The following is a 23,726-nucleotide window of genomic DNA, read 5'->3' on the forward strand; positions in this document are numbered from 1 at the left end:
TTGCTGACATTGTTGCGGACATGGACCCAATTCGCAGACATCTGCTCAAGGCCGCCGGGCTCTTCGTAACCAGCCGCGCCTTCGCCAATGACCAGCAGGGTACGAGCATGCAGCCTTCGTCGGTAAAACCGCGTCACGTGCTCTGCTTCCTCGGCAAGGACGAGAGCCTGCTGCACCCGTCGAAGGCGGTGGCCAAGACAATCGCGGATTTCAACTTCGAGATCGACCGCACCTATTCGCAAGCCAAACCCGATCCGCACATGGAGCGGTCGTTCGGCGTGTGCTGGGACCGCGTCTTCCCGAAAGCCTGGTCTGCCGCGGACGAAGCGACCGTGGCCAGCCACAAAGCGGTGCTCTATTTGCTGAGCCCGCCGCTGGAGCAGCAGAAGGCAGTCGCCTTTTCGGCCGCGGCCTTGCGCATCGTCGAGGAGATGATCGAAGCCGGTGCCACCGCCGTGAAGGGCGAAAGCGCCGGCATTGCCCACGGCCTCGAGCGGTGGCGCAGTCTCGGCGATCAGGCCCGCAAGGGCGCAAAGACCAGTCAGGGCCTTGGCATGACCCTCGCCGTCGCCAAGGCGTGTCGTCTTGCTTTCGCCAAGCGTCCGCTCGGCGGCGATCGCTATTACGAGACCGTCGGCTATCACCTCGTCGGCTTGCCGGAGATCTATGTCGCGAAATCGCGCGGCAACGAATGGTCGGCGGTGATGCTCATGGAGGAGCTTGCCAACGCGATGGCCGAGAGTGGCATCGAAGCGACGCTACGCGATCGCAAGCTTACGCTCTCGCGGGAGCAGGACTACGCCGAGGACGATTTCAAGTTCAATCCGTACGGGATCGTCCGGGTCGAGGCGTGAGCAAAGGGCGGCGTATGCCGCCCGCTCAGATCGCCGGCTTGTCAGGGCCCTGAAGCTTGGCGTGCAGGTTGATCAGCCACATCGCCGTCGGCCGCAGGATGAAGAGGTCGGCGACGAGGGCCATCACCATCGAGAAGGCGCTGAGCCAGCCGAACAGCCGCAGCGACGGCAGGTCGGAGAACACGGTGACGACGAGACCGCAGGCCAGCACCAGCGTGGTCAGGATCAACGCCGGGCCGACCAGCACCGTCGCGCGCTCCACCGCGAGCGCCGAACCGACGCCCGGCTTGCTCTCCAGCCTGAGGCGATTGAGGAAGTGGATCGTCGCGCTCAAGCCCAGGCCGAACGAAACGGTCAGCGCCACGACACTGGCAAATTGCAGCCCCTCGCCCATCGCCCACAGCACCGTTCCCGACATCACCACCGGGAAGATGCCCGGCAGGATACAGGCGAACATCACGACCCAGGAGCGGAAGGCAAGGCCGATGAAGATCGCGACGAGCGCGAATTCGACAGTGAGCCCGCGGTTGAGCTTCTCGATCATGCCGGCCGAGTTGCGCGCGGCAATCGCGGCAAGACCCGTTACCGCGATCTCGTAGCCCGGATGCTTCTTGCGGACGGCGTCAAGTTCGGAATCGAGCTTGTCGACGATCGGTAGCAGCTGGCTGGAATCCTTGTCCGGCACGCGGCCTGCGACCACGACGGCGTCCTGCTCGGCGTCGATGAAGCGCCGGACCAGATGCTCGGGGATGACGTTGACATATTCCTTCAGCGTCGCGACGTCGGCGCTGCCGGCCTTGTCTGCGAGCCAGCGGCGCAGGGTCTCGAGCGACCAGACGTTGCCGACACCGGCCGCCTTCTCGACGGTCGCATGCACGTCCGCGATGGTCTGGAGCGTCTCCGGCGAGTAGAGCGTCTCACCCTTGGGGAACTGGACCAGCACGTTGACCGGATTGGCACCGGTGAGCTTGGCATCGAGCCGGTCGCTGGCGGCGACGGCCTGGCGCTTGTCCGGCACCTGATCCGCGAGCCGGTAGCGCGGTTCCAGATTGGCGTAGATGACGCCGAGGCCCGCGACGAACAACACTGCAATCAGGCTGAACAGGCCGGGACGGCCCACCATGCGGACCGCGATCCAGTAGCAGAAATTGCGCAGCGCCTGCACGCCGGCATCCGCGCTCTGGAACTTGGAAGCAAAGACTTTCTCATTGCGCACCAGCAGCACGCCGAACACCGGCACCAGCGACAGCACCGCGACCAGCGCGATGATGGTGGCGGCGAGGCCCGCCTCGCCGAACTTGCGGATCAGGTCGGAGTCGGAGAACTGGAGCGCGATGAAGGAAATGCCGGCGGTGCCGTGCGTCAGCACGCAGGCCGGGCCCACCACCAGCACGGCGTTCTTGAACGCGGTGAACTTGTCCTGGCCCGCGATCAGCCGGTCGCGCGCGGCGAACGTCAACTGCATCGAGTCCGAGAAGCTGATCACCATGATGAGCGGCGTCATCACGTTCAGGAACATGTTGAGATTGAAATTGGCCCAGCCGAGCGCACCGAGCGCCAGCAGGATCGCAATCATCGGCGGGAACGCCGCCGCGACCATGAACGAGATCTTGCGGAAGAAGATGATGGCGATAACGCAGCCGGCGAGGATGCCGAGGATGTTGTAGGTCAGCCCGTCACGCTCGACCGCGTTGCGGATCTCAAGCTGCATCACCGGCACGCCGGAGAGCTGCACGTTGAGGCCGGTATTGCCGAGGTCTTCCTTCATCAGCGCACGGATGTCGCCGACGGTCTTGGTCAGCTTGCTGGAGGCGACCACCTCCGGATCGAGCGAGAGCACGATCAGCGCCAGCGTGCCGTCGTCCGACAACAGCTTGCCGCGGATGATCTCGTTGTTCTTGACGGTCTCGACGAACTTGTCATAGGCCGCGCCCTCGGGCAGTTCGGGCGGGAACAGCGCCGCCGGCAGCCTGCCCGGCGCCGGCGCCTGCCGCGCCGAGAACAGCGAGACCAGGCCGCGCGTGCCTTCGACCAGCTGCATGTCGGTGACGAAGTCGCGCAGCTTCTCGAGGTTATTCCGCGCCAGGAGGGTCTTGCCTTCGACCACGACGAGGACGTCGAATTCCTCAGCCGGGAACTTCTTTGTCACCGCTTCATACTGGCGGAATTCCGGCGTGTTGGACCGGAACAGCTGGGACAGCGAATCGTCGATCTTGATCCGGTGAATGCCGAACACGGCACCGACGATCAGGGCGAGCAGAACGATGCAGGAGACGATCGGCGCCCGGACGGCGATCAGCCCGATGCGCTCGAGCCCGAAGGCGATCGAGGACGTCGGTCCCTGCTCGACCTTGTCGACATGAACCTCATTCTCGCGGTGCTTTTCGAGCATGCCTTGTCCAGTTCCTAATCGGCTCGGGTCTGTGAGCTTATTGCGTCCCGCGAACGGCTTGAAAATGCCATACAGATGGGAGGCTTGCCCTTTGAAAATGCGCGGAAAATCGCCGCGAGGGGTTTAGCAGGTCCAAACGCCCTCTCGCAAGCGCGCGCAAGCGCACAAATTGGATCAACATGCGGCGATTTCGACCCTTGATACCGGTCATTCCGGCCGGATCGTCCCGATTCGAGCGGGAGGATCGCCGCTCTCGTCTTTCAGCGCCACGCCGGTGGCCTCCCGCGCCAGCCCCTCGCGAACAAGCCAGGCGATTTTGAAGGCGGCCTCGTCATGGCTCAACCCGGCCTTGTGGACGTTCGAGACGCAATTGCGCTCGGCATCGGTGCGGCCCGGCTTCGGTGCGAAGGTCAGATAGGCGCCGAGGCTGTCGGGCGCGGACAGGCCCGGCCGCTCGCCGATCAGCGTCACCACCATGCGCGCACCGAGAATGGCGCCGATCTCGTCGCCGAGCGCGACGCGCGCGCCTGAGGCGACAACGAAATGTCCAATCGCGACGTCGTTCCCTTCCGCAAGCAGCGGCAGCAGGTGAGACACCAGCGCCACCGCATGGGCGTGGACCGCGGCCGACGACAGGCCGTCGCCGATCACGATGGCGAGCTGGCACGGCTCCGAGGCACTTCGCGCCAAAAGCTCCGCTGAACCGGCATCGAGCTGTCGTCCCAGATCCGGCCGCCGCAAATAATCCCTGCGGTCGACCGCCTGGCTCCGCGCCTCGGTGACGATAAGGCCAAGCGCGCGGAGATCTGCGACCAGACGCGGCGCGTCGAAGACTGCATGCACGGCATCGCGGGCGCGGGCATGGTCCAGCGTGAAATCCAGCAAGGCCCTTGTCGGCACGCTCGCGCCGCTGCGGCCGAGCGCGACGCGCGCAGGCGTCAGCGACCGCAGATCGAGGGTCGGGCGGCGCGGGACGGCCGGATCAGACATGTCGCGTCATTCGGCGGGAACGGAGGCCTCGCGCAGGCGGATCGAATAGTTCGAGGCGTTTTGCCTGCCGCTGGACGCCGCGCGCGCAAACGTAATCAGATGGTGCGCGATCAAGGTGCAGCCGATCAGCCCTTCGAGGTCGCCGCGCTTGATGCGCCCGAGCGCAAACTTCCAGAACACGCGCCTGTAGTCGCCGAGCACACCGACCTTCCAGAAGATGTTGCGCAGCATCACGAGACCGCGCCGGATGTTGGGCCAGGTCTTCATCTCGTCCGGCGTCGGCATCTTCAGGCGGTGCACATAGACGTTGTCGCATTGATACTGGAAGCGCGCGTAGACCTTCTCGGGCTCGTAGGCGACGCCCATGGCGTGCTTCCAGGATGCGACGACCTCATCATAGGGCAACAGGAAGTCGACGTTGGAATCGCGACCGTCATCCTCGATCAGGCGTCCCTCGCGCTCCAGACGGTCCCACAGCGGCGTCTTCGGCAGCGCCTGGAGCAGGTTGATCGTGAGCAGCGGAATCCGGGACTCCTCGACGAAGGCCAGCAGCGCCTCCGAGGTGTTCGGCTTGTCGGTGTCGAGCCCCATGATGATGCCGGACACGACCTCCATGCCGTAGGAGTTGATCGTTTGCACGCCCTCGAGGATCGGGACCATCATGTTGTGGTCCTTGTGCATCGCCTTCAGCGCGTCGGGATCGGGCGTCTCGATGCCGCAGAAGATGGTGATGAAATAGGCCTCGCGCATCTTTTCGAGGATCTCGGGCCGCTTGGCGATGTTGAGCGTCGCCTCGCAGGCGAGCCGCACCACATAGCCGGTCCGCTTCTGCCATTCGATCAGATGCGGCAGCAGGTCCATCGCCGCCTTGCGGTTGCCGATGAAATTGTCGTCGACGAAATAGACCGTGTCGGTCATCCCGCATTCGCGCAGGCGGTCGAGCTCGGCGATGATCTGCTCGGGCGACTTGAGGCGCGGATTGCGGCCGTAGAGGCCGGGGATGTCGCAGAACTCGCACTGATAGGGGCAGCCGCTGGAATATTGGATGCTGCCGAGGAAGTATTTCTTCACGTCGGCGAGTTCGTAGGCCGGGATCGGAAACTCCGTCATCGGCACGCGGTCCTTGGTGGTGAGCACCACCTGCTCCCCGGGACGCGACGTGTCGCGCGCCAAAATCTCGATCAGCCGATTGGTGGCGTCGCCGAGTTCGCCGACATGGAGATAGTCGAAGGACGGATAATAGTCCGGGCAGGCGCTGACGGAAGGACCGCCGAGCGCGACCGGGAGATCGAACTCATGGGCGCGGCGGCAGATGTCGTTCATCTGCTGGCGCTGGATGTGCATGCCACTGACGAAGACCGCCTCCGCCCACGCGAACTCTTCGTTGGTCGCGCGACGGAGATTCTCGTCGACGAATTTGACCTCCCACTCCTCGGGCAGATAGGCCGCGAGCAGCAAGAGCCCCTGCGGGGGCATGAAGGCGCAGACGCCGTCGGTCAATGGATAGGAATGCTCGAACGTCCCGAACGACGAGGTGTACCGGGGAAACACGCACAGAATCCGCCGGGCCGTACCGTTACTTTCAGCTCGCATCAAAGCTCCCCCGCCACGGTCGACATAGCTGCGGAAATTGCCAGCCAGACACATAGCGTAATGCTGTCGCCGGAATTTCTCAATATTGTGGCAGGACCATAATTCCGAGAGGGACCAATGGTTTCCTCAAGCCGCCGGGCGCTCCCGCCGCGTCACGCGATCAGCCGTGAGGCAAAATCGGGCAGCAGGCCTGCGTCGCCGGCAAGACGGAAATCGGCGCCCGCGATCCCCGACTGCACCAGCCAGTCGTCGAATTCCGGCGCGCGGCGCAGGCCGAAGACGTCGCGGACATAGAGCGCGTCGTGAAAAGACGTCGACTGGTAGTTCAGCATGACGTCGTCGGCCCCGGGGACACCCATAATGAAGGTGACACCGGCGGCCGCCAGCAGCGTCAGCAGATTGTCCATGTCGTCCTGGTCCGCCTCGGCGTGGTTGGTGTAGCAGATGTCGATCCCGAGCGGCAGGCCGAGCAGCTTGCCACAAAAATGATCCTCCAGCCCGGCACGGATGATTTCCTTGCCGTCGTAGAGATATTCCGGGCCGATGAAGCCGACCACGCTGTTGACCAGCAATGGCGCAAAGGCGCGGGCGACCGCATAGGCCCGCGCCTCGCAGGTCTGCTGGTCGACGCCGTGATGGGCGCCCGCCGACAGCGCCGAGCCCTGGCCGGTCTCGAAATACATCACGTTCTCGCCGACCGTGCCGCGCTTCTGCGAGAGGCCGGCCTGCTGCGCCTCCTTCAGGAGCGCGAGATCGACGCCAAAGCTGCGATTGGCGGCCTCGGTGCCGGCGACCGACTGGAAGACGAGGTCGACCGGCACGCCCTGCCCGATCAGCGACAGCGTCGTCGTGACATGGGTCAGCACGCAAGCTTGCGTCGGGATCTTCAGCCGCGCGATGATCTCGTCCAGCAGCCGCAGCAATTGCGCAATGACAGCGGGATCGTCGCTCGCCGGATTGATGCCGATGCAGGCATCGCCGGCCCCTAACAGGATGCCGTCGAGGATCGAGGCGGTGATGCCCCTGGCGTCGTCGAAGGGATGGTTGGGCTGAAGCCGCGTGCTCATCCGCCCCTTCAGGCCAATGGTGTTGCGAAAGGCGGTGGTGACCTCGCATTTCCGCGCCGCCAGGATCAGGTCCTGGTTGCGCATCAGCTTTGAGACCGCGGCCGCCATTTCCGGGGTGATGCCGCCTGCCAGCCTGCGCAAAACCTCGGATGTCGCCGCGTCCGACAGCAGCCAGTCGCGAAAGGCGCCGACCGTCAGCGAAGCCACCGGCGCGAATGCTCTGGCATCGTGGCTGTCGATGACGAGGCGGGTGACCTCGTCGGCTTCGTACGGGATGACAGCTTCCTGCAAGAACTGCCCGAGCGGGACGTCGGCGAGCGCCATCCGCGCCGCGATCATCTGCGCGGCACTTGCCGCGGCAATTCCGGCCAGCCGGTCGCCGGAGCGCGGCGGCGTCGCCTTGGCGAGCAGGTCGCGCAGGTCCGGGAACGTGTAGGTCGTGGCGTCGATGGTGTGGCGGTAGACCAAAGGCCCCTCCGGGGTTCATCGGCCAGTGGCCGACATCAGCGCGATCCCAAACTATACCCAGATCAAGACACTGAAATATCTTACCTTTCTTTCGACTAAGGACGAAGGGGCCGGGCCACGGCGTTAAGACGGCGTCCATCTTCATTCTGCATAGTTTTGCATCAATTTTATACGACCGCGCTCTCCGGCCACTGCCGGCCATTGGGGCCTCTGAAAAGCATGACAACCGACCGATCTGGGAATGCCACGGGGGTGGCAGGCCGTTTCACGCTTGCGACCAAGCTCTACGCGATCTTCGCGCTGTTCGCGCTGCTCACGGCGGCGATCGCGACGCTGTCCGACTACAACAGCCGCCGCAGCGCCGAGTTGACGAGCGCGATCGAGACGGCGAACGCCGCCGCGCTCAATGTCGAGCGAGTCAACTCGCTGGTCTACGCGGTCGTGATGGAATCGCGCGGCGTCTACATGTCGACCGAACCGGCCGTCGTGAAGAAATACGGCGAAGGCCTGCTCAAGTTCAACGCCCAGATCCTCGACGTCGTGAAGCGCTGGGAGACCATCGTCAAAGCCGACGATGCCGAGCAGTTCGCCACGTTCAAGAAGCGCATCGAGCAGTTCGTCGAGTTCCGCAAGGAGCTGGTGCGCCGCGGCGTCGAGATCAATGCGGCCGCGGGCCGCGAATGGGGCGACAACGACGCCAATCGCGCCGTGCGCTCGGCGCTGAACAAGGATCTCGAGGCACTGTACAAGGTCTATGCCGAACGCGCCAGACAGATCGCGCAAGAGACCGAGACCAATCGCACCCTCTCCTTCGTGCTGACCTGCCTCGGCGGCGTCGCGCTGGCCCTCGTCGTGATCGGCATCGTCATCATCGCCCGCTCGATCGCCCGTCCCCTCTCCGCCATCACCGCGACCATCGAGCAGGTCGCGGACGGCGCCGAGAATGTCGTGGTACCGCACTCTGACCGCGCCGACGAGATCGGCGCGCTGGCACGCGCCATCCAGATCTTCCAGGACGCGATGGGCCGCAACCGCAATCTCGCCTCGCAGGTCTCGCAGGACTCCGCCGCGCGCGAGCAGCGCGCCCGCCACATCGAGCAATCCGTCGACGCGTTTCGCGAGGCGATCGGCGCGATCATGCGCGGCCTCAGCGACAACGCCTCTGTCATGCGCGAGACCGCGCAGACGATCACCCGCGTCACAGCGGATGCCAACAGCCGCGCCGGCACCGCGGCGAACGCCACCGAGCAGGCCTCGCACAACGTCACCGCGGTGGCAGGCGCAGCCGAGGAGCTGTCGGCGTCGGTGGTGGAGATCGGCCGCCAGGTCCGGCAGTCCGCAAGCGCGGTCGAGCAGACCGGTCAGCGCACCGAGAAGTCGATCTCCGAGATCGAAAGCCTCGCGGCCGCCACCCAGCGCATCGACGGCGTGCTCAACCTGATCCAGGCCATCGCCGAGCAGACCAATCTGCTCGCGCTCAACGCCACCATCGAAGCCGCGCGCGCCGGTGACGCCGGCCGCGGCTTTGCCGTCGTTGCGCACGAAGTGAAGGCGCTGGCGGGTCAGACCGCCAAGGCGACCGCCGAGATCGGCGAGAACGTCTCGATGATCCAGGCGTCCACCCGCAACGCGGTCGATGCCGTGCGCGAGATCGGCGGCGCCGTGCGCGAGATCAGCGACGTCACCTCGGCAATCGCCGGCGCCATCGGCCAGCAGGACACCGCCACGCGCGAGATCTCGTCCAACGCCCAATCGGCCGCGCAGGGCAACGAGACCCTGGTCGCCAACATCACCTCGCTGCGCGACGCCATCGGCGAGACGGACACGGCGGCAGCCTCCGTGCTGACGGCGGCGAGCAGCCTCACGGAGACGGCGGACACGCTGTCGCGCGAGGTGGAAAAGTTCTTCCAGAACCTGCGTTCGGGAGCGGCCGACAGCCGTATCGCCAAAGCGGGATGATGAAGGCGAAATGATCCGGCGCACCGCGGCGCCATGAGGCCGGCGGCAGGCCTGCCAGAACCAAAACTGAAAAACAACCCCATGCACAGTAGCCGGGGCCAGCGATATCAATGGCTTGGCTTCGCGCTCGGATGACTACTGATTTTACGAAATCGCTTTGACTCGTCGGGCAAAACACTGGCATGATGTCATCGTGGCGGCGTCAGGCGCCATGGATGAGCTGGGTCAGCTTCAGTAGACTTGTGTTTGCGGAAGGAGGCGCCAGAAGCGGCTACCGACGGTCAAGCAGGCCGAGCGCTTCTTCCACGCACTGCTCGAGACTGCGCCGTGCTGTGTCGACCGTAAAATGATCGCGCTCCCACGGAGCGTACGCTCGGCCGGCGACCGCATTCCAGCCGGGCAACGACAGCCCGGCAATGTCGGTCGATCTCGTCTCAATCCTGCGTCGGTGCTCGTCTGCATCGCTGCACGCCACCTCGATCCAGGCGATCTCGGCGCCAGCCTTTCGCGCAGCGATTTGCCAGCCTTCCCGCGCCTCCTCGCAATCATTGACGCAGTCGGCAATCACGTCCAGGCCGAGGGCGAGGTTGTCTGTCGCGACGGCCTGAGCGGCGCGATAGGTCCAGTCCAGCAGATCAGCCGGTGCAGTACCGGATGCCCAGATCGCTTGATCCATCGAATCGATCCGCAGCCAGGCGGCTCCGGTACGCCGCGCCAGAACCCGGGCAATGCTTGACTTGCCGACCCCCGGCAAACCAGCAAGCGTGATGAGTCTCGCCATTGCACACCCGAATTGCGTTGGACCGGCCCCTTAGGGACGTGACGTCGGCCACCACGAATAAGCGGCCAAGCAAACGAAAGCGGCTATTAGCCACTGCAGCCCGGCAAGCACTGCCATCGACAGCTCACATCGAGCGAGACGGGACTATCATTCCGAGCCGGATGGATCGACCAAGATGCGAACGCGGCCGTCGGCATCCGCGACTTCACGATAACGGCTCAACTCCGCCTTGAGGTCGGGATCCGAATTGGCCCAGGCCAGCCAATCGAACGGCATTGAGCTCAGCAGATAGGTATCCACGAGAATCACATTCGGCCGACCGGCCCGCAGGTCCGCCAACAGCAGCCGCCGCTCGAAATTGATGATGCCGTCCAGTTTCGCTCGCTCACCCTCAGGCAGTTGCGAGCTCTTCTGTTGGAGCATTGAGCCGGCCGCCAACGCCTGCCCACACGTGTTGCCCGCCCAGGTCGCATTGATCTGACGGACGAGCGGATGCCCGAGAGCGACGTGATCGCCGATCGTGATCAGCCGCGGATGCTTTGCAAGGGCCAGGATACGCCCCTCCAGTGGCGGGAACGGCCGCACCTGAAGGGACAAACGGGAGCCGATGCACACAATCGCAGCAAGGGCGCAGATCATGACAGGCAGGCGCAACGTCTTCGTGCGAGCCTGCAGCAATGGCGCGGCACTCGCAAACATGCAAAGCGCAAATGCCGTGTAGGTCCAGCCCTTACCCTGGATGATGAAACTCGCCGCTCCGCCAACCGCTGCGGCCAGCCACGGCGTTGCGCCGCCTTCCCATTTGAAGTCCTGCGGCGCCAACAGGCGCACGAGGCCGACGGAAGCGACCAGCATAACGGCCGGGAAAAAAAGCAGATCGCCGAAATCCATCCTCAATGGCACATAAGCGGCAGTAACCATCGGGGCAAAGGTCAACAGATAAGCCGGAAAGAAGATGGCGAGCACCGCTCCATAGCCGATCACGACAGCAGCGGCCGCACACGCTTCGGGTGTGAACAAGGGTTTGATGGAGCGTTGACGGAGGACGCAGAGGATGATCGGCAGGCCGACCACGAGGGTAAGGTAGGGCTTCAGGCTCATGCCCAACCCGGCACCCAGTCCCGCCAGGATCGCAACCGGTCCGGGCGCAAGCCCGCGCCAGCGGATCGCAGCGATGGCGACGAAAGGCGTCATCGCAATGACGGCGATGTGTTCACGCTGTCCGAATACGGCGCTGGGAAAAATTGCGAACAGGAATGCTAGCACGCACGCCGTAATGCTCCTCTCGTCGGCTTCCAGCTTTGCCGCCGCAGCGGCACGATCGATGATGACGAGTGCGGCAACGATCTCGATCATCACCAGGATGATCACGATGATCTCGGGGGCAATGCCGGTGATGCGCGCAAGCTGCAACGCCGGCATGTACAAATAGACCGACAGCGGCGGATTCAGTTCGAAGACGTCGACGCCGAGCTTTCCGCCATCGAGAACTTTCTCGCCTTCGGTCAGCAGGCAGCTCAAATCCGCGTTGAGAACGACAGGCATTTGAACGAGCAAGGCCATCAGCAGGATCGCCGACACGATGATCCAGCGGTAGCTCATGCTAAACGTGCTTCCTGACATGGCCAGGGGCGTGACCGCCTCTTTTGACGCCGGCAAAGGCCCTCTCCTCGAACGGAAGCGGTCTGTTCTCTCTCACCCGTGCGCGAACCTGCCGCTGCGCGTACTCAGCGCCACTTTCAATCGAGAGTCGTTACTATTGTGCTACAATGATCTGAAACAATACGGTAACGACCTGAAACAGTGCCGTTTCATGGTTAAATGTCAGGTCGAATGGCGAGACGCCGGGGTTGCGCGCGGCATCCTGCGCGCCGCTATGAGCGTTCATCCCACATCAAGGTGCACGCGCTCCTGGAGAGGGTCAGGCCCTACCCCATCACTCCGCCGCGCTTGATCAGCTCCTTGCCGACCGCGGCAAGGTGCACCTGGTCGGGGCCGTCGCCAATGCGGATGAAGCGGGCATAGACGTAGGCGCGGGCGAGGAAGGTGTCCTGCGAGACGCCGGCGGCGCCGTGGATCTGGATGGCGCGGTCGATGACGCGAGCGGCCATGCTGGGCACCACGATCTTGGCGGCGGCGATCAGGTCGCGCGCGGCCTTGTTGCCTTCGCGGTCCATCTTGTCGGCGGCCTGCAGCGTGAGGAGCCGCGCCTGCGCGATCTCGCAGAAGGAGTGCGCAATGTCCTCGCGCACCGAACCCTGGTCTGCGAGCGGCTTGCCGAAGGCTGTGCGCGACACCGAGCGCTGGCACATCAATTCCAGCGCACGCTGGGCGCAGCCGATCAAGCGCATGCAGTGATGGATGCGGCCGGGGCCGAGCCGGCCTTGCGCGATCTCGAAGCCGCGGCCCTCGCCGAGCAGGATGTTCTCGGCCGGCACACGGACATTCTCGTAGACGATCTCGGGATGGCCGACCGGCGCGTCGTCGTAGCCGTAGGTCAGCATGTCGCGGACGATGCGCACGCCGGGCGTCGCCTTGGGCACCAGGATCATGGATTGCTGGCGATGGCGGTCGGGATCGTCGGGCGCGGTCTTGCCCATCACGATCAGGATCTCGCAATCCTCATTCATCGCGCCTGACGTGAACCATTTGCGGCCGTTGATGACGTAGTCGCCGCCGTCGCGCTTGATCTCGCACTGGATGTTGGTGGCGTCGCTGGAGGCGACCTGCGGCTCCGTCATCGAGAAGCCGGAGCGGATGCGCCCCTCCAGCAGCGGCTTCAGCCAGCGCTCCTGCTGCGCCGGCGTGCCGTAGTTCGCCAGCACCTCCATGTTGCCGACATCAGGGGCCGAGCAGTTGAAGATTTCAGGCGCCCAGAGGATGCGGCCCATGATCTCCTTCACCGGCGCATATTCGAGATTGGTGAGGCCAGTGTTGTCAGGGTCTTGGCCGTGCTCGCCTGACAGGAACAGGTTCCAGAGCCCCTGCTCGCGTGCCAGCCGCTTCAGGTCCTGGAGGACCTGCGGCGTCTTGTAGCGCGCGGCCTCCGGCTTGACCTGCTCGTAATAGAGCTCCTCGACCGGCTCGACATGCGCAAGCATGAACTGGCGAACGCGTTCCTGCAGCTCCAGCGAACGGGCGGAGTGTTGAAAGTCCATGGTGGTCTCCTGTTCGCTGCGCTTAGCTCTTCCCTTCTCCCCTTGTGGGAGAAGGTGGCGCGAAGCGCCGGATGAGGGGTTGTATCCACTCGCACAAGCAGTCGTGAGGAGAGACACCCCTCACCCGGCTGCGCTTCGCGCATCCACCCTCTCCCACAAGGGGAGAGGGTGCACCGTCTGTGTGGCCGCTTTGCTAGCGGTGTCGTAGGGTGGGCAAAGCGACTTGTCCGCCGTAGCTCGAAGAGCGAAGGCGGAAGCGTGCCCACGTTTCTGTTTCGGTGTTGGATCGGTGGTGGGCACGGCGCAAGTGCGCCTTTGCCCACCCTACGATTCCGAGTTCGCGGAGAGAACGCCCCCTCACGTCCCGCGCAAGAGCTCGCTCGCCACGATCCAGTCGTTGCCGTCGAACTGGAGCATATAGCCGTCCTTGATCGGGCGGAAATCCTGCGGTGTGGTGTTGAGGGTGATGCCGGGCATCAAGAGCGACAGCGGCACGTTCTTGAGGTTCGCCGCCTGCGCCATGATGTTCTCGCGCGTCAGATTGTCCTTGCACTGCTTGAGCAGGACGACCAGTGCCTCGGCGACGGTGTAGCCGTAGAGGCCGGCGACATTGTTGATGTCGGCATTGGGCAGGCGCTTCTTCATGAAGTCGATATAGGCCGTCATCGACGGGTCGTCCTTCGGCTGCTCGACAAACGGCTTGAGCGAGCCGAGCGACAGCACGCCCTTGCCGGCATCGAGGCCCGCAGGGACCATGACGGTCGCCTTGTTGGCGCAGCCGGAGGCGAGGAAGCGCGTCGGCTGCCAGCCGACCTCATGGGCCTTGCGGATCGCCTGCGCGCAGGCGCGCGGCGTCACCGAATAGATCATGAAGACATCAGCCTTGGTGTTGGCCAGCGTCAGCACCTGGGAATCGACGGTGGGATCGGTGACCTCGAAGCTCGAGGCCATCGCGAGCGCCTTGTCGGCGTCGGCACCAAGCGCTTCCTTGACACCGCGAAAATATTCCTTGCCGGCGTCATCGTTCTGATAGAGCACCGCGAAACGCGCGTTCGGGTTCTTGGCGCGGGCGTAAGCGACGTCGATCGCGGCCTCGCTGGTGTAGTTCGGCGCCCAGGGCAGCGCCATCGACCACGGCATGTTGGCGGGATCGTTCCACTTCGAGGCCGAGCTGATCAGGAACAGCTGCGGCACCTTGTTGCTGTTGAGGTATTTTGCGATCGCCGAGCTCGGCGCCGTGCCCATGGTCGCGAAGATGAAGGCGACGCCGTCGCCCTCGACCAAACGTCGCGCGGCTTCCATGGTCTTCGGCGGCGAGAAGGCGTCGTCGAGCGACAACAGGTTGAGCTTGCGGCCGTTGACGCCGCCCTTCTCGTTCACCTCATCGAAATAAGCGGAGATCACCCTGCCGGTGATGCCGAGCGGCGATGCGGGGCCGCTATAGGGCATGGTGTTGCCGATCTTGATCTCGGTGTCACTGACGCCGGGACCGTAGGACTTTTGCGCGGAGACGGGCGTGGACAGGCAGGCGGCAGCTAGCGCTGCGGCCAGGACCAAAGCGGCTCTCATGGTTTCTCCCCGGTGATGATCGTCCACGCGAGGCGACCGCGCGGCGTGCTGCTTTTTGCCAGCACGTCAGATCAGCGGAGTTCCGCAAGATGGTCTTGCGTCGAGTTGCTGGTTCATTCGACGTCTCGTTTGGAACCTGCGTATGAACGCCGCAGCAGGGCGAACAGGCTGCCGCCGGTCGCGGCTCCAACGAGATAGACAACGAGGGTTTGGAGCGCGAGCGGCAGACTGAGATTCATCTTGAAGAAGGAGATCGTGACCGTGTCGAGATTCTGCACGGCGAAGACGATGGTCGCTGCGGCGAAAAACACGATCACGGCAAGATGAAACCAGCGCATGACAATCCCTCAGCGTCGCCCGACGCGCGATGAAATCTGGATGAACCGTCATCGCGCTCTTGGGCGACCACGGTCCTTCTCCGGATCAAGCCTTAATGGCGCCGCCGCAGGCTAAAGCCCAGACTGACCCAGCCGGCGCCGGCCATGATCAGGTCGATGCCGAGGAACAGGCCGAGGATATAGACGCTGTTGACCGGCCAGCGCGCCAGGATCAAGAGCCCGAGCAGCAGGGTGATGACCGCAGACAGTGCCACCCACACCCACGGGCTTTCCCTTTTCATGCTGAAGGCGAGAAACAGCCTGACGGCGCCCGAGGCCAGCAGCGACGCGCCGAGGAACAAGGTAAGCAGCACCGCGGCGAACAACGGGTTCTCGAAGGTCAGGAAGCCCGCGACGATATAGAGCACGCCGAGCAAGGCCCAGATCAGGAACTTGCCCCAGCTCTTCATCTGGAACGCGCCGATCACCTCGGTGACCCCGGCGATGATCATCATCACACCAACCACGAGCACGCTCGCCACCGTCGCCATCATCATGCTGCCGAGCGCGATGAAGCCGGTGATGAGATAGACGACGCCGAGGGCGACGATCCAGCCCCACTTGGCGTGCAGCGCAGCAATGCCGGACCCAAGACCCAAGTTTGGAGACGTATCCGAAGCACTTGTCATGACGGCTACTCCTGCATGCGAAGTCCCAAGGCACATCTCAGGATAGCACGAGCCGCGCTGGGACAACAGCTAGTAGAGCAGCCCCCGCGGGAGCCCCCATTGACTTAAGTCAAGAGCGGACGGGGCGCCTCACGCGCGCGAGCGCTCCATGTCGAGCTCGGCCTTGAGACTATCGAGATCGCGATAGATCGAAGCAACCGCCAGCACGCGCCCGCCCTTGCGGTACTTCAGCAGGCAATCCCTGCCGTCGATGCTGCCGTCGGTCGCGATGTCGTCGAAGCTCTCGGCATGGCCGACATAGTTGATCGGAACGTCATAGTGCTGCGACCAGAAGAACGGCACGGCGTCGAAGCGTTCGCGCCTGCCGAGCATGTTGCGCGCCGCGGCCTGGCCCTGCCGCTCCGCCACCACCCAGTGCTCGACGCGGATGTTCTGGCCCGAATGGGGATCGGGCCAGCGCGCGATGTCGCCGGCCGCGAAGATGCCCGATGCGCTGGTCTCGAGATATTCGTTCACGCTGACGCCGCGATCGATGGCGAGCCCCGCCTGCTCGGCGAGCGCAAGGCGCGGCCTGACGCCGATCCCGACCACGACCAGATCGGCCTCGATCACGCTGCCGCTCTTCAGCGTGGCGCGTTTGCCCTCGAGTTTTTCCACGGTGTCCTCGAGGTGAAAGTGGACGCCGTTCTCTTCATGCAGCGCGCGGACGAAGTCGCCCATCTCGGGGCCGAGCACACGCTGCATCGGCCGCTTCTCGGGGGCAACCACATGCACCTCCAGCTTGCGCGCTCGCAAGGAGGCCGCGACTTCGAGGCCAATGAAGCTGGCGCCGATCACCAGCGCGCGCTTCGCGCTACCCGCCGCCTTGATGATGGCGCGGCTGTCGGCAACGGTGCGCAAGGTGTGCACGTGTGGCTGGTCCGCGCCCGGAATCTGCAATTTGACCGGCTCGGCGCCGGTCGCGAGCAGCAGCCGGTCGAACGGCAGCTTGTCGCCATTGCCGAGCGTGATGGTGCGCGCCTTCGGATCGATCGCTGCGACGTTCGTGTTGAGCCTGAGATCGATGCCCGCGTCCTGATAATAGTCCTCGCCCCGAAGCGGCAGCCAATCCTCGGGTGCACTGCCGGCGAGGTAATCCTTGGAGAGGTTCGGCCGGTCGACCGGCATCGCGCCATCATCGCTCAGCATGGTGATGGCGCCGGCAAAGCCCTCGCGCCGAAGCGTCTCGGCGGCCGCAAAGCCGGCCGCACCACCGCCGACGATGACGAATTTTTCCGGCGTCGGCGCGCTGCGATGTGACGCTGCAGGCTGCGGCATCTCGCGCTTGCGCTGAACCGAGATCCTGTCCTGGTCGCGCGTGACCTCCCAGACCGCCAGCGCGTTCAGCGCCGGCGGGCGGGTGGCTTCGCCCGTGCGCAAGGAGAAGCAGGCGTGATGCCAGGGGCAGCGGATCGTGTCGCCCACGACCAGCCCTTCGGCGAGCGGACCGTGATAGTGGCTGCAGGACGGCTCGATCGCGAAGACCTCGCCATCTGCGGCTACCAGTAGCACATCTTCCTCGCCGACATGGCCGAGCAGCTTGCCGTCCTCGAACGCGGTTAGCAACACGCCCCTGGTGAGGTCCGGCCCGCTCGGCGTCTTGTGCTCGGTCATGGTGTCGTCTCCTTCAGCTCGGCCCGCGCGGATCACGCGTCCGAATTGGCCAGCCCCAACAGCTCCTGGCGCGTCAACGCGTTGTCACGGAACACGCCCAGCATGCGGCTGGTGACGAGATCGGTCCCAGGCTTGTGCGCGCCACGCGTGGTCATGCAATGATGCGTCGCCTTGATGATGACGCCGACGCCTTCCGGCTTCAACACATCGTTGATCGTATTGGCGATCTGCGCGGTCATCTTCTCCTGGATCTGGAGGCGTTTTGCGTAGATATCCACCACCCGCGCGAGCTTGCTGATGCCGACGACGCGGCCCTGCGGGATATAGGCGACCCAGGCGCGGCCCACGATCGGCGCCATGTGGTGCTCGCAATGGCTTTCGAAGCGAACGCCGCGCAGGACGATCATCTCGTCATAGCCTTCGATCTCCTCAAAGGTCTTTTGCAGGATTTCGGTCGGATCCTGCGCATAGCCGGAAAAATACTCTGCGAAGGCGCGCGCAACCCGGTCCGGCGTGTCGTGCAGGCCGTCGCGGGCGGGATCGTCGCCCGCCCAGCGGATCATGGTCCGGACCGCCTGCTCGACCTCGGCCCTGCCAGGCCGTTCGCCCGGCAGCTGCGCCACCGCGACGCCCTCCAACCTGCGCGCATGTGAATTCATCAATAGCCTCCCTGCAATGGGCCGCGCACATCTGGCGGTCCCTCAGCTTGGACGGCTGCAATCGGAAAAGGTTCCCGAAGTCGCGAAAAATCGGGCGACCGGGCGGCGGGGCGGGAAAGCCGGGCTTTACGAGGCTGCTTTCCGCACGTCGAGCACAGCGCGCGCCCATTCGGCAGGCCGCTCCTGCGGCAGGTTGTGGCCGGCTCCAGCGAAGACACGCCGTTCGAACACGCCTTCGAATTTGGGCGCATGATGGGCGGTGCCGGGATTGACGCCGTCGCTGTCGCCGTCGACCGCGATCGTCGGGACACGGACCGGCGGCTGCGCGGCGAGCTTGGCCTCGATCGCGGCATAGGCGGGATCGCCTTCGACCAGCCCATAGCGATGACGGTAGGAGTGGATCACGACATCGACGAAATCAGGATTGTCGAACGCCACCGCACTCGTTTCGAACGTCGCGTCGTCGAAGCCCCATTTCGGCGACCACATCGCCCAGAGCTGGCGCGCAAAGCCGCGCCGGTTGCGCTCCAGCGCGCGGCGGCCGCGCTCGTTGTGGAAGAGATATTGATACCAGAGCGCCGCCTCCTCCGGTGGCGAAGCCGGCTCCATCGCACGCGCGATGTTCTGGATGTTGTAGGAATTGCCGGAGACGAGGGCGATCACGCGCTCGGGATGCAGCACCGAGACCACGCAGGCCGCGCGTCCGCCCCAATCGTAACCGCCGACGACCGCGCGTTCGATGCGAAGCGCATCCATGAAAGCCAGCAGATCGGCGCCGAGCGCCGCCTGCTCACCGGAGCGCAGCGTCGCTGCGGACCGGAACCGCGTCGGCCCGTAGCCGCGCAGCCAGGGCACAAGCACCCGCGCGCCGGCTTCCGCGATCAGCGGCGCGGTCTCGGCATAGGCGTTCACATCGTAGGGAAAGCCGTGGCCCATGATGCAGGGCCAGCCATCCGGTGCGCCGTATTCGAGATAGGCGATGTCGAGGATATCCGTGGCGATGGTTTTTTGTTGCATGATTTGCTCACGGAGTTGAGAGGCCGTAGCCTGGATGGAGCGCAGCGCAATCCGGGATTCGCGGATACAGGCGTCCCCGCATTCCGCTTCGCTCCATGCGGGCTACGGGGGCTATTTCTGCGGGCCAGACAGCGAGATCTCGCGTTCGGCGCGGAACACGTTGCTGTAGAGATTGGCGATCCACTGCCGGCCGATCTCGGTCTTGTTGAGGTAGCCGATCTCGGTCTGAATGTGCGGTGCGACGCTGTTCCAGTAGAATTGTGGATAGCGGTTCACGATGTCGGCGGGCGAGTCGTAGCCGAGCTGGCGATTGATGCCGACCTCTTCGAATTCGTAATAGAGCGCGTTGGCCTTGCGCAGATAGTTGGGATCGCCGAGCTGGCCGATGAAATCGGCGGCACGCAGGATCGAGGCTTCGTCGTCGTACTCCTGGCCTTCGCGGGCCGGGAAGCGAGTGCCCTCGATGGCGCTGGCGATGCGTTCCGGGTCCAGCCCCGGGATATGCTGCAGCCGCCGCATGACATAGAGCTTCGACCGGTCGACATGATACATCATCAGGCTGGCATCCGAGGCGCCGCGCGGCAATGAAACCTTGGTGCCCGCCGCGTCGATCACGAAGCCGTCATTGTCATCCTCCTCGAACAGGCCCCGGGCATAGCCGATGTCGTGGGCGAGGCACGCGATCAGGATGTGGACGTAATCCGCGGCCTCGAGGTGGGTGTGGAGATATCGGCCGCTGAGGATGGAATGGCCCGCCAGGGTCACCAGCATCGTGTGCTCGACATTGTGGTAGAGCGCGTCGCTGTTGCCAATGCACTCCATCGCGGTGCGCGTCGCGCTCTCGACGATGTTCGCGGGAGACTCGCCGTACCTGCGACGCATGAACGAGCCCAGCACTTTCTCCAGGGATTCAGCCGCCAGTCTCGGTAACGTCATCATGGATGCAGCCCCGCTCGTCGGTGGTGTCCCACGCCAGCTCCCGACGTCTCATTTCGTGTCTTCGACGCAACGGCCAGCATAGCCCATCTTGGGCCAAGTGACCAAACGCCGGGACGAATTTACGGAAATATGTTGCTGTTGTGCCCTGCGACATCACGGTTGCAGTCGGGGCGCGACACAGCCTGGCCGGGCCCGTCAAGACCGCTTTTATTCCACCAGCAGCACGTCCACGGCGACGCCGAGCTTCTGCTTCGGCGAGCCGACGATGATGCCGTCGACCGGCGAGACGTCGGAAAAGTCGCGGCCGACCGCGAGCACGATGTGATCGTTGGCGACCAGCAAATCATTGGTCGGATCGAAATCGACCCAGCCAAGCTCAGCCCCACACCACAGCGACACCCAGGCATGGGTGGCATCGGCGCCCTGCAAACGCGGCTGGCCCGGCGGCGGAATGGTACGGAGATAGCCGCTGACATAGGCAGCCGGAAGGCCGAGCCCGCGTAGCCCTGCGATCATCACATGGGCAAAGTCCTGGCAAACGCCGTGGCGCTTGTCGAAGACCTCGCCAAGCGGCGTCGAGATCACCGTCGCCTTCGGATCGTAGCGGAATTCGGTGCGGATGCGATGCATGAGATCGGTCGCACCGGCGAGGATCCCTGCGCCTGGCGCAAAGCTCGTGGCCGCATAGGCGCTGACGGGGTGCAGCACCGGCACCAGCGGGCTCGCGAAGACGTAGCCGACCGGCGAGGACGGCCCGAGGCTCGTTGCTTCAAACGCGATGTCGCGGATGCTTTCCCAGGGCGGGCTGACGGCATCGCGCGCCGGCGATTTGCGCGAGACGGACACGCGCGAGCGCGAGTCGATGCGCAAGTTTCGGTGCGCGGTTTCGATCACGACGCTCTCGGTGAGCGTGCCGAAGAAGTCGCGGCGGACGTGGCGCTCGGACGGGCGCGGCCGGATCTCGACCCTGTGCGAGATCAGCTCCTGACCGTCGCCGCTCTTCGGCTCCAGCCGCAGCGTGCAGCGGGCAAAGCTGACCGGACTCTCGTATTCGTAAGTCGTGACGTGACGGATGTCGTAGATCACGCCAGCCCCGTCAGCTTTTCCGGCCGGCTCGCATTGGGGCCGTGCGGGAAGTAGTGCAGCCCGATCGCCTCGGCGAGGCTGAGCAGGTCCTGCTCCAGCGAGAACAGGGTCTTGACCTCGAGCTTCTCGGCTTCCGCGGTGGCCAGCATGGACTGCACCGCCACCGCGAGCCGCTGCGGCTGCTCGATCAGGCCGTGCTCCTTCAGGCTCGGGAGCGAAGCGATGTGCTCGTTCAGCGTCGTCACCTGGAACGCGACCGAACGCGGATTGTAGCTGTCGAGCACGGCGAGATCGCGCACCGGCGCCAGGATCGGCGCCAGCAGATAGCGCGAGCGGTAGGTGATCTGGGAATCCACCAGCGTCAGCAGGATATCGAGGTCCTCGTCGCAGGCCTCGTCATAGGCGAACTGGCGCGCGAAGCGCGTGGTGTTGATGGCGCGCTCGGTGCGGCGGCCGATATCGAGGAAGCGCCAGCCGGCGGCGCGGTTCATGTTCTCCTGCGCCAGCCCCGCCAAGCTCGCAAGCTCCTGCAAGGTCAGTTCGGCCGCACTCAGCACGTCGTCGTCGTCCTCGACCTCGTAGGCGAGGCGATCGGCCATCTCGGTGATGACCTGCCAGGCGTCGGGCGACAGCCGCTCGCGCAAGGATGTCGCCGTGCGCTGCGCCGCGCGCACCAGCGACAGCGCCGAGCCGAAACGCTCCGGGCTCTGCAGTGCTTCGGCGACGATGCGCCCCGGCGCCGTGCGCGAGGCCTGCGAGATCGCGCCCCACGCCACCAGCAGGCGCTGGATGCGGTCGGCCGATTGCAGCGAGGCAGCGGTGCCCTTGTTGGGCCCGCTCGGCGAACCCAGCGCGCGCACCAGCCGCAGCGTTGCCTCGGCGCGTTCGAGATAGCGGCCGAGCCAGAACAGATTGTCCGCGGCGCGGCTCGGCAGCACGCCGGCGATGCGGCGGATCCGCACCTTGTCGGTCGCGGGCAGCAGCGTCGCGATCGAGACCTTCTTGTCCGAGACCACCCAGACGTCGGCGGCGCGCGCGCCGTCGCCCATCGACACCGCGCGCGCGTCCGCCTGCTCGGCGATCCGGCAGAAGCCGCCGGGCATGATAGCCCAGCCGTCGGCCGTCGCGGCCGCGAACACGCGCAGCACGAAGGGACGCGGCGTGAGCTGGCCCTGCTCCCACACCGGCATGGTCGAAAGCCGCACCATCTCCTGGCCGACATAGTCCATGCCGCGCGCGCTGATGGCGTCGACGAGACGCTGGCGCCCGACGGCGTCGAGCTCACTCGCGAGCACCGGGCCATTGCTGTCGAAGCCGGGAACGCCGCGGCGATAGGCGCCCTCGATCGCGACCTCGTCGAGCCGTGACAACACCTCGTCGCGCGCGTTGCGCTGGCCGCACCACCAGGTCGCGATATGCGGCATCTTGAGCTCTTGCCCGAGCAGGCGGCGGCTCAGGGCCGGCAGGAAGCCGAGCAGCGCGCGCGCCTCCAGCACGCCCGAGCCCGGCATGTTGGCGACGACGACGCCGTCCTTGCGCAGCACGTCGATCAGGCCGGCCACGCCGAGATGCGAGGAGGCATCGAGCTCGAGCGGATCGAGCGAGTTGGAATCGACCCGGCGCAAGAGCACGTCGAGCCGCTTGAGGCCGGCGACGGTGCGGATGTGGATACGGTTGTCGCTGACGGCGAGATCGTCGCCCTCGACCAGCAGAAAGCCGAGATAGCGCGCCAGGGTTGCGTGCTCGAAATAGGTCTCGCTGAAGCTGCCCGGCGTGAGCACGCCGATGCGCGGCTCGTCGCGATCGGCGCGCGCACGCAGGCTGTCGCGAAACGCCTCGAAGAACGGCGCGACGCGCGGCACGTTCATCGACTTGTAGAGATCGGAGAAGGCGCGCGAGAGCACCAGGCGGTTCTCCAGCGCATAGCCCGCGCCTGAGGGCGCCTGCGTGCGGTCGCCGAGCACCCACCAGCGCCCGTCGGGTCCGCGGCCGACATCGGCGGCATAGAGCGAGAGATAGCGCCCGCCCGGCGGCGGCACGCCACAGACGGGACGGAGATATTCGGGACTGCCGGCGATCGCGGCGGCCGGCAGCGCGCCTTCCGCGACCAGCCGCCCCTCGCCATAGATGTCGCGCAGCACGAGCTCGAGCAGCTCGGCGCGCTGGGTGATGCCGGCGGACAGCTGCTTCCAGTCGGCCTCGTCGATCAGCAGCGGCAGATGGCTGATCGACCACGGCCGATCGGCGCTGTCGCCGGGCGCACGGTAGGTGACGCCGGCCTCGCGCAAATGGCGGTCGGCCATGCCGAACCGCCGTTCGATCTCGTCCGGCGCGAGCGCGCCGAAGGCGTCGAAGAAGCGGCTCCAGACCGCGCGGGGGGCGCCGTCGGGCCCCAGGAACTCGTCGGGGATGCCGGGCAGGCGGCTATAGTCGCGGACCCATTGCGCGAGGCGGCGCTGGCCTTCGCGCTGACCTCGCGCCTTACCCGTCTTGTCGTCCTGCTCGGCTGCGCCCTCGCCCATGCGCCTCTCCCTG

At 65.2% G+C, this 23,726-nt stretch carries 18 protein-coding genes; 2 read left to right on the forward strand and 16 right to left on the reverse strand.

The genetic code is table 11. From position 1 onward, the window contains the following. Window positions 1-20: 20 nt before the first annotated feature. Window positions 21-854 carry a hypothetical protein gene (locus tag AB7290_RS31330; protein WP_085403889.1) on the forward strand — a complete coding sequence of 278 codons (834 nt, stop codon included), beginning with the start codon at window positions 21-23 and terminating at the stop codon, window positions 852-854. A 25-nt stretch (window positions 855-879) separates the two neighbouring features. Here the strand turns inward: AB7290_RS31330 and AB7290_RS31335 are convergent, their stop codons facing one another. The 4 genes from AB7290_RS31335 to AB7290_RS31350 all read right to left on the reverse strand — a co-directional run bounded on the left by AB7290_RS31335 (window position 880) and on the right by AB7290_RS31350 (window position 7,364). Further along, window positions 880-3,246: an efflux RND transporter permease subunit gene (locus AB7290_RS31335; protein ID WP_071915703.1), complete on the reverse strand. Its 2,367-nt coding sequence runs from the start codon at window positions 3,244-3,246 to the stop codon at window positions 880-882. Window positions 3,247-3,453: 207 nt separating this feature from the next. Then, window positions 3,454-4,236 carry an ethanolamine ammonia-lyase subunit EutC gene (eutC, locus tag AB7290_RS31340; protein ID WP_085403890.1) on the reverse strand — a complete coding sequence of 261 codons (783 nt, stop codon included), beginning with the start codon at window positions 4,234-4,236 and terminating at the stop codon, window positions 3,454-3,456. A 6-nt stretch (window positions 4,237-4,242) separates the two neighbouring features. Then, window positions 4,243-5,829 (reverse strand): B12-binding domain-containing radical SAM protein, encoded by a 1,587-nt coding sequence (locus tag AB7290_RS31345; protein ID WP_085403891.1) that lies wholly within the window; start codon window positions 5,827-5,829, stop codon window positions 4,243-4,245. 152 nt (window positions 5,830-5,981) lie between these two features. Continuing rightward, window positions 5,982-7,364, reverse strand: coding sequence for an ethanolamine ammonia-lyase subunit EutB (locus AB7290_RS31350; RefSeq protein WP_085403892.1), 1,383 nt, complete (start codon window positions 7,362-7,364; stop codon window positions 5,982-5,984). Window positions 7,365-7,583: 219 nt separating this feature from the next. Here AB7290_RS31350 and AB7290_RS31355 point away from each other — a divergent pair, with 219 nt between their 5' ends. Beyond that, window positions 7,584-9,323, forward strand: coding sequence for a methyl-accepting chemotaxis protein (locus AB7290_RS31355; protein ID WP_085403893.1), 1,740 nt, complete (start codon window positions 7,584-7,586; stop codon window positions 9,321-9,323). Between the two features lie 271 nt (window positions 9,324-9,594). Here AB7290_RS31355 and AB7290_RS31360 read toward each other — a convergent pair whose 3' ends face one another. From AB7290_RS31360 to AB7290_RS31415, 12 genes are all read right to left on the reverse strand, one after another. Further along, window positions 9,595-10,104 (reverse strand): AAA family ATPase, encoded by a 510-nt coding sequence (locus AB7290_RS31360; RefSeq protein WP_085403894.1) that lies wholly within the window; start codon window positions 10,102-10,104, stop codon window positions 9,595-9,597. Window positions 10,105-10,251: 147 nt separating this feature from the next. Beyond that, the gene (locus AB7290_RS31365) at window positions 10,252-11,706 is read right to left on the reverse strand and encodes a hypothetical protein (protein WP_085403895.1); all 1,455 of its coding nucleotides are present in this window, start codon (window positions 11,704-11,706) and stop codon (window positions 10,252-10,254) included. Between the two features lie 326 nt (window positions 11,707-12,032). Beyond that, window positions 12,033-13,262 carry an acyl-CoA dehydrogenase family protein gene (locus AB7290_RS31370; protein ID WP_085403896.1) on the reverse strand — a complete coding sequence of 410 codons (1,230 nt, stop codon included), beginning with the start codon at window positions 13,260-13,262 and terminating at the stop codon, window positions 12,033-12,035. A gap of 357 nt (window positions 13,263-13,619) precedes the next feature. Then, entirely contained in the window at window positions 13,620-14,831 is a 1,212-nt protein-coding gene (locus AB7290_RS31375; protein ID WP_041955751.1) for an ABC transporter substrate-binding protein, read from the reverse strand. A gap of 113 nt (window positions 14,832-14,944) precedes the next feature. Continuing rightward, window positions 14,945-15,169 (reverse strand): hypothetical protein, encoded by a 225-nt coding sequence (locus tag AB7290_RS31380; RefSeq protein ID WP_014496835.1) that lies wholly within the window; start codon window positions 15,167-15,169, stop codon window positions 14,945-14,947. Between the two features lie 92 nt (window positions 15,170-15,261). Then, window positions 15,262-15,837 (reverse strand): HdeD family acid-resistance protein, encoded by a 576-nt coding sequence (locus AB7290_RS31385; RefSeq protein WP_014496836.1) that lies wholly within the window; start codon window positions 15,835-15,837, stop codon window positions 15,262-15,264. 129 nt (window positions 15,838-15,966) lie between these two features. Then, a complete protein-coding gene (locus AB7290_RS31390) occupies window positions 15,967-17,490 on the reverse strand; it encodes an FAD-dependent oxidoreductase (protein ID WP_085403897.1) in 1,524 nt (507 codons plus the stop codon). Window positions 17,491-17,522: 32 nt separating this feature from the next. Beyond that, entirely contained in the window at window positions 17,523-18,149 is a 627-nt protein-coding gene (gene folE, locus AB7290_RS31395) for a GTP cyclohydrolase I FolE (protein WP_071915711.1), read from the reverse strand. A 126-nt stretch (window positions 18,150-18,275) separates the two neighbouring features. Further along, entirely contained in the window at window positions 18,276-19,166 is an 891-nt protein-coding gene (locus AB7290_RS31400) for an alpha/beta fold hydrolase (RefSeq protein ID WP_085403898.1), read from the reverse strand. Between the two features lie 111 nt (window positions 19,167-19,277). After that, entirely contained in the window at window positions 19,278-20,105 is an 828-nt protein-coding gene (locus AB7290_RS31405; RefSeq protein WP_085403899.1) for a metal-dependent phosphohydrolase, read from the reverse strand. A 207-nt stretch (window positions 20,106-20,312) separates the two neighbouring features. Then, complete coding sequence (locus AB7290_RS31410) at window positions 20,313-21,191, reverse strand: transglutaminase family protein (RefSeq protein WP_085403900.1); 879 nt, start codon at window positions 21,189-21,191, stop codon at window positions 20,313-20,315. After that, complete coding sequence (locus tag AB7290_RS31415; RefSeq protein ID WP_085403901.1) at window positions 21,188-23,713, reverse strand: circularly permuted type 2 ATP-grasp protein; 2,526 nt, start codon at window positions 23,711-23,713, stop codon at window positions 21,188-21,190. Before AB7290_RS31415 ends, AB7290_RS31410 begins: the two co-directional genes overlap by 4 nt. Window positions 23,714-23,726 lie beyond the last annotated feature (13 nt).

The sequence above is a fragment of the Bradyrhizobium sp. 613_E4_N2_2 genome (genome assembly GCF_052075995.1).
Classification (GTDB): Bacteria; Pseudomonadota; Alphaproteobacteria; order Rhizobiales; family Xanthobacteraceae; genus Bradyrhizobium; species Bradyrhizobium barranii.

Excerpts from the sequence above, each read along its gene's own strand:
- AB7290_RS31385 (WP_014496836.1), bottom strand. The coding sequence starts at position 15,837 with ATGACAAGTGCTTCGGATACGTCTCCAAACTTGGGTCTTGGGTCCGGC.
- folE (WP_071915711.1), bottom strand. The coding sequence starts at position 18,149 with ATGAATTCACATGCGCGCAGGTTGGAGGGCGTCGCGGTGGCGCAGCTG.
- AB7290_RS31400 (WP_085403898.1), bottom strand. The coding sequence starts at position 19,166 with ATGCAACAAAAAACCATCGCCACGGATATCCTCGACATCGCCTATCTC.
- eutC (WP_085403890.1), bottom strand. The coding sequence starts at position 4,236 with ATGTCTGATCCGGCCGTCCCGCGCCGCCCGACCCTCGATCTGCGGTCG.
- AB7290_RS31355 (WP_085403893.1), top strand. The coding sequence starts at position 7,584 with ATGACAACCGACCGATCTGGGAATGCCACGGGGGTGGCAGGCCGTTTC.
- AB7290_RS31405 (WP_085403899.1), bottom strand. The coding sequence starts at position 20,105 with ATGATGACGTTACCGAGACTGGCGGCTGAATCCCTGGAGAAAGTGCTG.
- AB7290_RS31365 (WP_085403895.1), bottom strand. The coding sequence starts at position 11,706 with ATGAGCTACCGCTGGATCATCGTGTCGGCGATCCTGCTGATGGCCTTG.
- AB7290_RS31375 (WP_041955751.1), bottom strand. The coding sequence starts at position 14,831 with ATGAGAGCCGCTTTGGTCCTGGCCGCAGCGCTAGCTGCCGCCTGCCTG.
- AB7290_RS31360 (WP_085403894.1), bottom strand. The coding sequence starts at position 10,104 with ATGGCGAGACTCATCACGCTTGCTGGTTTGCCGGGGGTCGGCAAGTCA.
- AB7290_RS31345 (WP_085403891.1), bottom strand. The coding sequence starts at position 5,829 with ATGCGAGCTGAAAGTAACGGTACGGCCCGGCGGATTCTGTGCGTGTTT.
- AB7290_RS31370 (WP_085403896.1), bottom strand. The coding sequence starts at position 13,262 with ATGGACTTTCAACACTCCGCCCGTTCGCTGGAGCTGCAGGAACGCGTT.
- AB7290_RS31380 (WP_014496835.1), bottom strand. The coding sequence starts at position 15,169 with ATGCGCTGGTTTCATCTTGCCGTGATCGTGTTTTTCGCCGCAGCGACC.
- AB7290_RS31390 (WP_085403897.1), bottom strand. The coding sequence starts at position 17,490 with ATGACCGAGCACAAGACGCCGAGCGGGCCGGACCTCACCAGGGGCGTG.
- AB7290_RS31335 (WP_071915703.1), bottom strand. The coding sequence starts at position 3,246 with ATGCTCGAAAAGCACCGCGAGAATGAGGTTCATGTCGACAAGGTCGAG.
- AB7290_RS31415 (WP_085403901.1), bottom strand. The coding sequence starts at position 23,713 with ATGGGCGAGGGCGCAGCCGAGCAGGACGACAAGACGGGTAAGGCGCGA.
- AB7290_RS31330 (WP_085403889.1), top strand. The coding sequence starts at position 21 with ATGGACCCAATTCGCAGACATCTGCTCAAGGCCGCCGGGCTCTTCGTA.